This window comes from Candidatus Cloacimonadota bacterium, from assembly GCA_019429305.1.
In the GTDB taxonomy this organism is placed as follows: Bacteria; Cloacimonadota; Cloacimonadia; order Cloacimonadales; family JAJBBL01; genus JAHYIR01.
On the sequence record JAHYIR010000036.1, the window covers coordinates 1 to 13,251 of the forward strand.

Sequence of the window (13,251 nt, forward strand, 5' to 3'; positions counted from 1 at the left end):
CAACGTAACAAAGAAAACCTCCCGACTCTACAATTAACGGTTAAAAACCTTCTCGTCTCTGCTTCTTTCGCTAAACTCCTCGCTCCGCTCGTCTAACAGTAGCTGCGAAGCAGATCCTCGTACGGTTTTCTTCACACCGTTAACTGTAATGCCGGATGATCTATTCCCGCCCGCCACCCAATGGGACTCTGTCCCATACCTGCGACTGAAGTCGCAGGCTATTATATAGCACCCATAAAGGGTGCTGTCGGAGTAAAGCAAGATATTATTTTTGTCATCCGGATTGAAGCTTCCTTTTCATTGTCATCTCGACTAGAGCGAATCGAAATGGAGAGATCTTATCATAGACTAACTTTTATCCACAGCAATAAAAAATCATGCCCCGATAGGGGTATGAAATATAATAACCAGACACTTCAGTGTCTGGGAATAGGAAACACATCAAATAAAAAACCCTCGTCTTAAGACGAGGGTTGTTTATATGACACAGACTTTGCCTGTGATAGGTATTGTTTTTAAACACTACATGCGGTTACTCCCAGCTAGCTATATAAAACTTAAAGATACTATCATGTGTAAGGTTTGAATCTTGTCCAAGAGCTTCATCATAATGAATTATACCATTACCGTTTATATACAGAGAGTTACAAAGAATTGCACCATATATTGTGGCATCACCCACAATCTCTACATCTGCATTGGGAGCATAAATAGCTCCGTGTAATTCGGTCATACCGGTCATTTTTATATGTGTGCAAGATTCAGTGCCAAATATCTGTAAGTTAGAAGGAATCTCCGAATCATTGATAAATGAATCTCCTGAAGTATATAAACTCTCAGATATATAAATGGTTAGTGATGCTCCATCTTCAATGTGAAAAACTCCATTTATTCTCACATTGCCAAGAAAATGGATGATAACATGATTACCTGACGGTATGGTTACAGTTTGATTTATAACTAAATTATTCTGAGTAACGATATATGTATCATCAGGATCTGAAGTTAGAGAAGTTACAGTGAAGTTATTCATAATAACACCTTCAGTGGGTCCCTCAACAGGATAAATTTGTTTATCAACTCCATACTCAGGATCATCACCATATACTTCACCTCTACAATAAAAAGGATAATTATCGGATTGATAGTCTTCATACAACCCAATAGAGGCATTAGAATTATTGGGTGTCATATTTGGATCATATGGAGCTATATCTGAGTTATAACTATCAATATATGAGTTGGACCCTTGAATGTTGATAAATTCTCGAGCATAAACAGCGAAATCCCAAAAAGGGATTAGGGTTTCATTTTGTTTCAAGAAAACTTTTGTCTGTTGTGATTTATCACGATAATCCTCTTTGGAAGCAACTATTAACATTAGATCTCTTAAGTCAGGACGATCACCTTCTAATTTATATAAACTCGCAACTTGAAATACTCCATTCAAGTTATTCCACTCTAGCCAATTATCTCCCCAATAAAGAGGATCTATATGTTCTATAACGGAACCAATATCATATTCTAAAGTGAAATCGGGCCATCCTGAAACATCTGGTCGCATTAGATTACGAGCGACCATTTGAGTCGCACTATTAGCAATATTTACTGCCTGCTTATAAGAAAAATCATCAATATTCTCATTTACTGATTGGGTCTTTTGATTGTTAACATGTATCACATAAAATGAAAGTAAAACGACAAGTGTTATGATTAAAATTATTGCATATCTTCCCACAACATACCTCCTATGTCTTAGTATGTGCCTATCATTCTTTGAAGCTGAATATTCCTCAGATAATGATCTTTGCCTATATTGACAGTAAATTGCTGGACCATATCCTGATAAAAATCTTCATCTCTGCTTCTAAGGGTGACATTGATCATTATTAAATCTACATCTCCTTTAACATAGGCAACTGTATTGTCACGAGTTCTCAAAGAAAATGTAAAATTATCTTCATCCAGATTTAATCTATATGAATTGGTTTGTAAAATAGAATTATCTTCCGGATCTCTATGTTCTATGATTAAATTTCTGGCTTCATTATCAAATTCAATGGAAACTAAATGACCCTGAGTATTGATAAAAGAGATTTCTGTTAATGTAAAAGTATCATCTTGATAATCTGGATCTGAATCAAAGTAGTAGAGAGATTTTAACTCCTCTTGAATAATTGCTGAAACAGAAGTCGCTTCTCTCTGCATTCTGTAGATAACATCATTCTCTTGCTTAGTTCTCATGGTCATCAAATGGATACCAAAGATTAGAACAGCTATAACTATAGCAATTATTGCCGATTGTAATATATCTAACATATTTACCTCATAAATTACTTGTCATTGATGTGTAACTTTCCACCAAGGTATAAAACTAGCAGTGTATTGTGATCTCAAATTCACTTGTAGAGAATCTGAGAAAACAGATACTGTCACTTTTTTATAACCGTAAGGTAGACCTTCAGGGTTATCTATCTGTACTACTTCAGTTGATGCATATAGTGTTCTACCAGAATCAAAAGTATCTTCAAAGATTGCATTATGGAAATTGGCTTCGAGATTGTTATAATCAGCATCACTTTGGGCACGAAGAGTGACTCTTTCAATTATATTTTGTCCGAAATTTATCGCTTCCTGATCAACAAGGTTATCTACCGTAGCTGCAATAGCACCTAAACGGGCACGATTAATGTTTACTGCAATTGTAACCAGCAGAACAAGTGCTAAAACGGCTACTAAGGTTTGACCTAAATTCATACCTTACCATCCTTCATTTTTCTCATAAAAAATTTACTCCAATAGATATATAGTAAAGCATAAAACGTTCCATAGATATAAAATATTCTTTCTTTCTCTTAAAACTAGAAGTAAACTAAAATATTACGGTTAAGCTGTCAAGAAAAATTGATTTTTCATTTTTCAGGATTTTTTTGATATTCGATGAAAGGTGCAACTGACTTGGATCGAGTCGTGATTACCACTATAAGTGTTATGGTTAATAAAATGAGCAACAAAATGATCAATAAAGTCAAAAAAAAGATAATGATTTCGTTTTTTGTTACAGATTATTTTGGTTTGTCATAGTTAGAAGACAGATGTTTCAGAAGATATGAATAAAGAATCTTTCTTGTGGGTTTTTGTGTTCTTCTGATTTATCAGTGATGAGATCTCTCCATTACGAAAGAGTCACAATTGTGACTCTTTCTCCAGTCGAGATGACAAAAGGGTTATATAATATTTGTCAACCCTTCGATACAATCTTTGGTAAGAATAGCAAGAAACTATTCCAAAGATCACTCAGGATGACAGTCTTTTTATAGCATAGACTTTAGTCTGTCTGTTTTACTCAGGTCAGAGACCGGCTGAAGCCGGTGAAACAACCGGCTAAAGCCAGTGTTCCGGTAGCTTGCTATACCTCCCTTTGGTTTTCCCGTAACACGTAACACATCACACGTAACAATCTTCCTCCTTCGATACATTCTGCAGGGATGAGCAAGTAGTAATTGCAGAACACTCAGGATGACAGTTGTTTGGAGATTTCATTGTGGATCAAAACTATTACAACTGTTAGTGATTTTCATGTAAAGCAATTGTTCCTTCGATACTTAAAAGCGTCTGAAACAAGTGGTCAGATCATTCAGGGTGACATGGTGCGGAATCGTTAATAGTAGTAAGGTTTTCTCAGGGTTATACGGACAGAGAATTTGTTTATAACCCTGAGCCGCAGGCGATGGGTGACATATAATAGCCTGCGAGTTTAGTCGCTGGTATGGGACGAAGTCCCATTAGGTGGCGGGTGGGTTTAGATAATCCTTATCCCAGACACTGAAGTGTCTGGCTATATTATTTCATACCCCTAAGGGGCATGATCTTTTGTATCCTTCGATCCCAGACATTGAAGTGTCTGGCTATCTTATATCATACCCATACGGGGTATGATCTTATCTTGCTTGGCAGCAAAAAAAAATCTGCTAAAGCCAGTATTCAGGGTGGGCATAACAGGAGCTTTCTGCAAAAATAAAATTTACTAGAATCTATCTATAGTTTCAAAAAATCGATAAAAAAATCCCCTGCCGGGGAGACAGGGGATTTTCGGGGTTTCTTTAGTAAGGGACGAAGGGAAGGGATAATTTATTGCCAAGAGGAGATATAATAGGTAAAGATGCTTGCCCATTCAAAAGTTGGATCGATACCTAATGCTTCATCATAATGAATAGCCACAGTTCCTGAACCCCATTGTACCATAGAGTTACAAGTAATGGAACCAAACAGTGTACCACTTCCACGGATAGATGCACTGGCATCGGGAGTAAATATCACACCATGTATGTCGGAAGTACCGTGAAGTTTAACGGTCTGGCAGTTTTCAGTACCATAGATTTCCAGATTAGAGGGGATCTCTGAAAGATTTACGATCCCGGTTCCTCCAACTTCAAGGTTACCGTCAGCGTAGATAGTTAATGATGCTCCTTCCTTTATTACTATGGATGCAGTACCGCCAATGTTTAAGACGATATTTCCCGGATGTTTAATTTGTGGTAAATAAAGTGTTACATCACCGTCTATAGTGAGAACGGTGCTACCCAATAATTCAAGTGCACCATCAACCCGATATACTCCCTCAGTTATTGTAGAATCCTGTGTCTTGTGTATACTAATCGGAGTGCCACCTTCGGGAAGTTCGATCTCGGGAATGTACTCATCTGCTTCATATATGGGATCAGGTCCGTAAATGTTGGCTGTCCCATTTATAGGATATGTTTCATGTTGATAGGGTAATTCAGTAGCCACAAGTGCCTTCTCACCATTACCACCGGGTCCTAATGTTTTGTCATAGCCATAGTTGGAGTGGTAGCTATCAATAATTGGATTTTCTCCGATAGCAATATCAGAAAGGGAATATAATGCATAGCTAAATATATTGTAGGTAGTTTCATTCTCCTTTAGGATCAATCTGGTCTGTTGCTCTTTGCTGCCAAAACTTTCTCTACCGGTAACTATCAATATTAGATCGCTACCCGATTTTGTAAGACTCTCAACTTTGTATTCACCACCTAAAGAGTTCCATTCCGACCAGTCAGTGTAGTCGCTAACATGCTCATTTAGTAATCCGCTATAAATGTTTTTACGAAAATCAGGCCAACCTGAAATGTCCGGTCGCATAATATTGCGAGCTATCATTTGCGCTGCACTGTTAGATATGTTCTTTGCCTGTTTATAAGAATAATCATCATAATTCTGACTGCTGGCTGCTATCTTAGCGTTATTAGTATGTATCACGAAATATGATAGTAAGATCACAAGTGCGACTATCATTATTATTGCATGTCGTCCCATAAGTTACCTCCATGTTTTTCATCTTCTGAGCAACATATATTGCACGATGTGTGCCAACTTGGTTCAAAGGGGGTGGGAGTGAGGTGGGGAGAGGTGTTGGGGGAGTAAGGGCGAGTGGGAGAGGGAGAGACTGAGAGAAGGGGAGAACCGGAGGGAGGATAGCAGGGAGGGAAAGTAGTTAGTAGGTATTAAGTAGTAGGTAGGAAAAGCCATGGAAGGGGAAGCAAGTCCATCGGTAGTGAAGCAAGAAGGAAGAGGATTAACCACAGAGAGCACAGAGTAAAGAATGAGACGCACCAGCGGGAGGGGAAGCAAGTCCATTGGGAGAAAAGCAAGCATCAACCACGAATGCACACAGATTAAAAAAGGATGAACACGGATGCACCAGTGGAAGTAGAGCAAGGGGATAAGTTATTAGTGCCAGCGGGAGGTGAAGCAAGTCCATTGGAAGCAGAGCAAGGGGTGAAAATGGAAAGAATAGGTGACAGAGTGTAAGGAATGACATAAATACAAGACAACGTCAGCTGTTTTGTAACCAACCTATGTCACGTAATAATAAAGTGTCATTTTATTTAGACAAGAATAAATTGATGATCAGGAATGTTTGTTAGTATTACCGACTATAAGTTGTATTTAGCAAAAGCTGATAATATGATACTATACTTTGATTTCAGACGTGGAATATACTTCTATAATTTATTATGTAATAAAAAGGGCGACTGACAGTCGCCCTTTTGTAAAATACTTTTAAACTTATCACCCAACTCCTGAAACCTAACACCTCGATTCTACTTTCTGAACTTATTGGGATCGATATCATACTTGGAAAACTTTTCATAGAGGTTTTGTCTCTTGATCCCGGATATCTCGGCGGCATTAGTTACATCCCCTTTAGAGCGTTTGAGCAGATGGTTGATGTATTCTTTTTCAAACAATTCTTTTGCCTCTTGGAAGCGTAGTTGCAGGAATTTTATATCAATTTGATGATCTTCAAATTTTTGTGAATCATAGATCGTAGAGGGGAGGTCTTTGGGGAGGATCAAATTATGGGTAGCTAAAACAACAGCATGTTCCATGGCATTCTTTAGCTCTCTGACATTGCCTTTCCAGCTATGATTTACTAGAAGTGATAAAGCGGGTTCTGAAATAGACTTGATTGCCTTGTGATGTCTTTCAGCCAGATCAGTCAGGAACTCTTGGGCAAGATATGGGATGTCTTCTTGTCTCTCTCTTAATGGTGGGATATGTAGCTTAATAACATTCAAACGATAATATAAGTCTTCCCTGAAATTACCATTTGTGACCTCATTTTCGATATCTTTATTAGAGGCAGTTATAACGCGCACATTAACTGGGATATCGGTATCACCACCGACCTGCCTAACCATCCCTTTCTCTAATACACGTAATAATTTAATTTGAAAGGCGGGTGAAGTTTCAGTAATTTCATCGAGAAAGAGAGTTCCACCGTTAGCTTCCTGAAAGAAGCCGATCTTATCACGGACAGCATCGGTAAAGGCACCTTTTTTATGCCCAAAGAGGGCACTTTCTAAAAGTGTTTCCGGTAAACTTCCGCAATTAACAGCAACAAAGCGTTTATCTTTTCTTTTACTGTTTTGCCAGATCAATTCGGCAAAAACCTCTTTACCTACTCCAGTTTCACCTGAGACCATAACTGTCGTGTCAAGAGGGGCAATCATCTTTACTTTTTCTAAAAGTTTTTGGATGATCATACTGTTACCAACAATCTTTTTTCTCTCGAAATCGGTAGCTAACTGCTCTTTTAAACGGGTGATCTCTTCAGTTTGCCAATGGATCTTCATTACTTTATTAATAATGAAGTTAATAATTTCCAGATCTTCAACCGGCTTTTCAATAAAATCTTCTGCCCCTTCCTTCATTGCCTGTACAGCCATTTTGACAGATGCCTTACCACTGATGACAACTACAGCCAGATGGGGATAGAGCTTCTTGATCTGTTGCAGGAGTTGCAAGCCGTTTACTTTGGGCATAACAAGGTCAGTCATGACTATGTGATATTCATTACTTTCCAGCATCTGTAAAGCGAGTTCTGCCGATTCAGCTGTATTGACATCATAGGTATCTTCCAGATGACGTTTAAAGAGGATTCTGGTATCTTCTTCATCATCTACGATCAAAATTCTTGGTTTTTCTTCCATGATTATTCCTTATCTATTTTTCATATTTTTATAACTGCCAAGGTATGTAGAGAGTGAAAGTACTCCCTTCTCCGACTGTCGAGTGAACGGTGATGTAACCCTTATATTTTTCAGCTATGCTCTTACTCAGGGGTAATCCTAAACCGAACCCTTCACCATCTTGAGCATCTTTGGTAGAAAATTCTGGAGAGAAGAGCTTTTCGAGATTCTCTTTCGGTATTCCAGTGCCGGTATCAGAGATCTCAACTGCAACCATGTTATCTTGCAAGCGGGTCTTAACAGTAAGGACCTTCTCTTCAGTGTTTTCCATAGATTGGATAGCATTGTTGATCATATTGGCAATACAGAGACTTATCTCACCGTGAGTTGCGTTGATCTTTTTGTCCATTGGGGCCAAATCAGTGACCAGTTTAACAGAATGAGCAAAAAAGATGTTATGCTGGCAAGTTTCCAATTCCTGAGTGACAACATCATTGATATCTATCAGACGCATCATAGAGATACTGTCTTCCTTAACTTTGGTCATGAGTTGTCGAACATTCTTAGCTATATTGTTGCCAGCTGAGATGATCTTATCGACATCCTGATTATCAGGGTGTTGTTTTTTTATCAATTGCGCAAAACCGACAATAGTGTTCAAAGGTGAGTTGATATTATGAACAACCCCTTCTACCATTCTTCCCAGATCTGCTAATCTATTGCTTTTTATCAATTCCAGTTCCAGTCGTTCTCTTGCTCTTGCCTCTTTCGCTTCTCGGGTAATATCTGTGATGCTGGTGACAAAACGAAGACCGGCATCATCATCCACGGCTCTAATATTAAAGATGACGAACTTAATTATCTTTTTCTCTTCGGCACTGGTTATCTCGAGATGTGGGATAAAGAGCTCCCTGTTTCTTGCTTTATCGAAAGAGTCTTTACTCAAATTGATGAAATCCTTGAGATTCCTACCAATAATATCCTGAAATGCCTCGACATTGAAGATCTCTAAGATCTTTGGATTACAGAGGATGATGTTAAAGTCTTCATCCATCCAGAGTATCCCTGAATCGAGATTGTTTATGATCGTTTTATATTCTAAAAGAGATTGGCTATAACGAGATAGTGAATTGTTCATGGAATTGAAAGTATCAACCATATTTCCTAATACACCATGATACTTTTTAGGCATAGGTTCTATAAATGAAGGGTTTTGTTCAATATCTTGCATCTTTCGGCTTATATCTTTTATCGGCGAAATAATCTGCTTACTGAACCAAGCACCTCCGAAACTGATTATGATCAATGCCATGGCTAAGAAGATAAGAATAAAGATTAACAATGCCTGATGGGCAAAAATATTGTAATCCCTTGTGAAGGGTATTACAAGAAACATTACCGGGTCGTTGTTCAGGTCATAACGGACAATTAAACCGAGAGCATTCTCCATAGATAATCTGATAACATTGGTTGTTTGATTTGAATGAGAAGACCTTCTCAGTGAATTTTTGATTTCATTGGATAATTCGCGATACTCTTGTGGTAATGATATGTAATCAACAAAATCGGTTTGGGTTATCTGGAAAACCGGGAAATTAAAGGTAGTATCGAGTCTGTGGATTGCAAATGGCTCCAGATAGAAAATTGCCACTAAAATGTCATTGTTTTCTGTTAGAGGGTTTCTGACCAATTCATATGTTACATGGAAATTGTCTCGCCCTAAATCAATAAAAAACTGATTGCGGGGACTTCTATCAGGATGAAATATCAAAGGTAAATATCTCTCTAAAGGAATTATTCTTTCGCCATAGATCAATTCTTGGTTACTATTATAAACAACAAAAAAACCGTTATGAGAGGAGTTAACAGTAAGAAATCTCTCTAGATTCTGTGGATTAGCTCTCTGTAATTCCTGAACTATTCGGGTCTCCAAGAGAATATTATTAACCATAGTAGCTTTATCAGTTGAGAAACTACTGATCCGTGTCTGAATTTGAGATATTTTCTCATAGATTTGTTTGTCTTCTTCCTGATTGATCATGAAACGAACTAGATTCCAACCAAAAAGGGTCAATACAAAGGTGAAAATTAAGGAAATAATATAAAAGGTCATGAAGACTCTTTTTTCGAAATTACCCTTCATTTTCATACTTATCCTGATTTTTTCTGACTAAAAAAATGGCTAACTCTTTTTGTCAATGATTGCTTTGTTCATGTTTCGGCGATTGCTGGGCTATCTCTAGTGCTATTTCACAGGCAAGAGAGACGTTATTTTTGACCAGTTCCAGATTTGTTTGTACAGTTCCTAAGTCTGACTCGCTGAGCTTTTTTAAGAGATAGGGAGTAACCATTTGTCCACTGACAGTTAGCTTTTCAGCTTCTTCTAAAGCTTCTCTTATGATCTTGTTAATTCTATCTTGAGGGATACTCCATCTTTCAGGGACTGGATTAGCTATTAACATAGCAGAAGATAGACTGGCTTGCTGATGATAACGATGCAGATTCACAATCTCGCTGACACTATCTATTGATTTGATCTCATAATCTGAATCTCTGGTGTAGAAGAGGGGAAATTTGTTAGTTTGGTATCCATAAACAGGGATGCCTAAAGTCTCCATCATTTCTAAAGTTTTGGCAATATCCAAGACAGATTTAACCCCTGCTGAGATAACTATCATAGGGGTTTTAGAGAGAACAGCCAGGTCATTGGAGATATCAAAAGAATATTCAGCACCATAGTGTACACCACCCAGACCACCGGTAGCAAAAATTGAAAGACCTAATTGATGTGACAAATGAATAGTTGCTGCAACAGTAGTACCACCGGTTAATTTTTTAGCTAAGACAAAGGGGATATCCCTACTGGAGACTTTAACTGATTGACTTTTAGCAGCTAAAGCAGCTAATTCATTCTCTTCAAAGCCAACCTTAACAAAGCCATCATCAAGCCAAAAGACGGCTAAATATACTCCAAAATAATCTACTAATATGTTGAGGTCATGAATAAGATCAATGTTTTCCGGATAGGGTAGACCATGGGTAATGATAGCTGATTCAAAAGCTAATATCGGTCTATCTTGCTCTTTTGCTTTTTTGTATGAAGTACTAAGTTTAAACAACATCTGCCTATTCTACAGGAGCAGTTAATCTAGTCATCCCGTGCATATAGTTTTGCATAACATCAGGAATCGTGACTGAACCGTCTTCATTCTGATAATTTTCCAAAATGGCAATATAGGTGCGTGGAGTAGCTAAACCGGATCCGTTCAAGGTATGGACAAAGTTGACTTTTCCTGACTCGTCACGATAACGGATAGCAGCTCTGCGGGCTTGAAAATCGGCAAAATTACTTACTGAAGAAACCTCTAAGAATTTTTTCATCCCGGGTGTCCAGACTTCCAGATCATAAGTTTTAGCAGAGGCGAAACTGAGATCAGATGTATTCAGTTGCATTACCCGATAGGGAAGAGCTAATGCCTTGAGGATATTCTCTGCTTCATTAACCATTTCCTCTAAAGCAGTCGAAGAATCTCGCGGTTCAACAAATCTTACCAGTTCTACTTTATTGAACTGATGTAATCGCTGCAGCCCTTTGGTTTCCTTACCGTAAGATCCGGCTTCTCGTCGGAAGCAGGGAGTATAGGTAACGAACTTCTTCGGTAGTTGCTGAAAGGACAAAATCTCATCGTGATAAATATTAGTCACAGGTACCTCTCCTGTAGGGATGAGAAACAGATCGTCTTCAGCGATATGGTACATGTCTTCTTCTAACTTTGGCAGCTGACCTGTGCCAAACATAGCTTGCCGATTAACAACTACGGGCACTGCGATCTCTCGATAGTTATGGTTTTTAATATGAAAATCGAGCATAAAGTTGATCAAAGCTCTCTCTAACAGAGCTCCGTAGTGAGTATATATCGGGAATCCGGAACCGCTGATCTTAGCTCCCCGTGGTAAATCAAGCAAGTTTAATCCTTCTGCTAACTCCAAATGATCAAATAATTTCCTGTCGAGTATAGGAGATTTTCTCTTTTCATCTTGCCATTCACGAACGAATTGATTATCATTCTCATCTTTACCAACCGGAACATCTTCCTGCGGGATGTTGGGAATGCTGACTAAAACCTTCTCAATTTGCTCACTGACTTGGGAGAGTTTTCCCGTTGTTTCTTTTAATTGATTGGCTACTGTTTGCATCTCATTTATGATCCCTGACACATCTTCTTTATTTTGCTTTTTCAGGGCTATTTCTTTGGAGATCTTATTCTGATGTGCTTTGAGATTGTCATAAGAGAATTGAAGCTGCCGTTTTTCAGCATCAAACTGTAATAACTGATCTATGTCTATATTGTATCTCTTCTTTGCTATGGCTTCTTTGACCAAATTCGGGTTCTCTCTAATAAATTTCAGATCCAACATTATCTATCTTTCTCCTCTTCATAAATCTTTATTGCTGTTTGCAGTAGTTGCCAATAGTCATTGACTTTTAGGGAAGCTCCCCCTATGAGACCACCATCTATGTCGGGTTCTTGTAAGAGTTCTCTAAAATTGTCCGGTTTGATACTACCACCATAGAGAATAGTTATTTCAGATGATATGGAGGATGAATAATTATCTTTCAACCAATCTCTAATGAGAACGTGCACTTCCTGCGCCATTTGCGGAGTAGCAGTTTTCCCTGTTCCAATAGCCCAAACAGGCTCATAGGCGATGACATATCTATGCGGATCATCAATCTCAATATCTTTGAAAATAGCAGTGAGTTGGTTGATGATTATCTCAGAAGTGATACCCTTATCCCGTTCTTCTTCTCTTTCACCCATACAGATAATAGGAATGATCCTATGTTCTGTCAATTTAATCAACTTTTCTCTGATATCATTATCGGTCTCATTATGATATTGACGCCTTTCAGAATGACCGATCAAGCTGTATTGGACACCAATTGATGAAAGCATAGGAGCAGATACCTCTCCTGTATAGGCACCAAAATCGTATCTACTGACATCTTGAGCTGAAATCAAGAGCGAACTATCTTTTGCCTGTCGTATTATCTGCTCTAAATAGAGGGAGGGTGCACAAATGATAGGTTTGACTCTGGAAACTTGCAGAGATGCAAGGTTTTCTACAATTTGCTCTACAAACTCCCTGGCTTCTGAATTCGTTTTGTTCATCTTCCAATTACCGGCTACTAATATTTCCCGCATTTCTAACCTCATACTATAATGTGCTGTTCGTAAACAAACATAATTTCTAAAACACTTTGAACAGGCAAGAACTTTTCTTGAGATTATGTATCAATAATGTTGTTAGAAATTCTCATCCTTCTTCATCATGAGGGTGATCTTCTATTAAAAGATGTAAATTTACATTGATTTGTAGGGAGTTCGGCTTTGTCTGACCTAGAAATATCCAACAAGAAGTTTCCATCGGTTCACGAATCGCCCGTACACTTTATAGATTAAGATATTCATCAATGAAGCAAACTCTAGTTTTATGAGATAACTAAATATAAAACATTAGAAGTGAACTTATCACATTAATTCTTGACTATTTCACCCATTAGGAAGATTTGAAAAAGTAAGGGAGAAAACAGAAATGAAAAAATCGAAACCCAAAACCCGAAAACCAGTAAAAAAAGAGAGAAAAAACTCTCCAAAAAGACGTTCTTATCTCTGGTTGATAGTTATTCTATTGATCTTGACAATAGTATTAGTGACCATGATATCCAATTGTCAAAAGAGGGACCGTGATC

9 protein-coding genes are annotated in these 13,251 nt (G+C 38.0%); all 9 read right to left on the reverse strand.

The genetic code is table 11. From position 1 onward, the window contains the following. Positions 1-532 precede the first annotated feature (532 nt). Entirely contained in the window at positions 533-1,738 is a 1,206-nt protein-coding gene (locus tag K0B81_09140; GenBank protein ID MBW6516759.1) for a hypothetical protein, read from the reverse strand. Positions 1,739-1,755: 17 nt separating this feature from the next. After that, positions 1,756-2,319, reverse strand: coding sequence for a hypothetical protein (locus K0B81_09145; GenBank protein ID MBW6516760.1), 564 nt, complete (start codon positions 2,317-2,319; stop codon positions 1,756-1,758). Positions 2,320-2,340: 21 nt separating this feature from the next. Next, entirely contained in the window at positions 2,341-2,757 is a 417-nt protein-coding gene (locus tag K0B81_09150) for a hypothetical protein (protein MBW6516761.1), read from the reverse strand. Between the two features lie 1,374 nt (positions 2,758-4,131). Further along, positions 4,132-5,337 carry a hypothetical protein gene (locus K0B81_09155; GenBank protein MBW6516762.1) on the reverse strand — a complete coding sequence of 402 codons (1,206 nt, stop codon included), beginning with the start codon at positions 5,335-5,337 and terminating at the stop codon, positions 4,132-4,134. Positions 5,338-6,125: 788 nt separating this feature from the next. After that, complete coding sequence (locus tag K0B81_09160) at positions 6,126-7,517, reverse strand: sigma-54 dependent transcriptional regulator (protein MBW6516763.1); 1,392 nt, start codon at positions 7,515-7,517, stop codon at positions 6,126-6,128. 28 nt (positions 7,518-7,545) lie between these two features. After that, positions 7,546-9,609, reverse strand: a complete 2,064-nt coding sequence (locus tag K0B81_09165) for a GHKL domain-containing protein (protein MBW6516764.1) — start codon at positions 9,607-9,609, stop codon at positions 7,546-7,548. Positions 9,610-9,691: 82 nt separating this feature from the next. Then, positions 9,692-10,618 (reverse strand): pseudouridine-5'-phosphate glycosidase, encoded by a 927-nt coding sequence (locus K0B81_09170; GenBank protein ID MBW6516765.1) that lies wholly within the window; start codon positions 10,616-10,618, stop codon positions 9,692-9,694. Between the two features lie 4 nt (positions 10,619-10,622). Continuing rightward, complete coding sequence (serS, locus tag K0B81_09175; protein ID MBW6516766.1) at positions 10,623-11,915, reverse strand: serine--tRNA ligase; 1,293 nt, start codon at positions 11,913-11,915, stop codon at positions 10,623-10,625. Next, positions 11,915-12,703, reverse strand: a complete 789-nt coding sequence (tpiA, locus tag K0B81_09180) for a triose-phosphate isomerase (GenBank protein ID MBW6516767.1) — start codon at positions 12,701-12,703, stop codon at positions 11,915-11,917. Before tpiA ends, serS begins: the two co-directional genes overlap by 1 nt. Positions 12,704-13,251 lie beyond the last annotated feature (548 nt).

Excerpts from the sequence above, each read along its gene's own strand:
- K0B81_09145 (MBW6516760.1), bottom strand. The coding sequence starts at position 2,319 with ATGTTAGATATATTACAATCGGCAATAATTGCTATAGTTATAGCTGTT.
- K0B81_09150 (MBW6516761.1), bottom strand. The coding sequence starts at position 2,757 with ATGAATTTAGGTCAAACCTTAGTAGCCGTTTTAGCACTTGTTCTGCTG.
- K0B81_09155 (MBW6516762.1), bottom strand. The coding sequence starts at position 5,337 with ATGGGACGACATGCAATAATAATGATAGTCGCACTTGTGATCTTACTA.
- K0B81_09160 (MBW6516763.1), bottom strand. The coding sequence starts at position 7,517 with ATGGAAGAAAAACCAAGAATTTTGATCGTAGATGATGAAGAAGATACC.
- K0B81_09165 (MBW6516764.1), bottom strand. The coding sequence starts at position 9,609 with ATGACCTTTTATATTATTTCCTTAATTTTCACCTTTGTATTGACCCTT.
- K0B81_09170 (MBW6516765.1), bottom strand. The coding sequence starts at position 10,618 with ATGTTGTTTAAACTTAGTACTTCATACAAAAAAGCAAAAGAGCAAGAT.
- serS (MBW6516766.1), bottom strand. The coding sequence starts at position 11,915 with ATGTTGGATCTGAAATTTATTAGAGAGAACCCGAATTTGGTCAAAGAA.
- tpiA (MBW6516767.1), bottom strand. The coding sequence starts at position 12,703 with ATGCGGGAAATATTAGTAGCCGGTAATTGGAAGATGAACAAAACGAAT.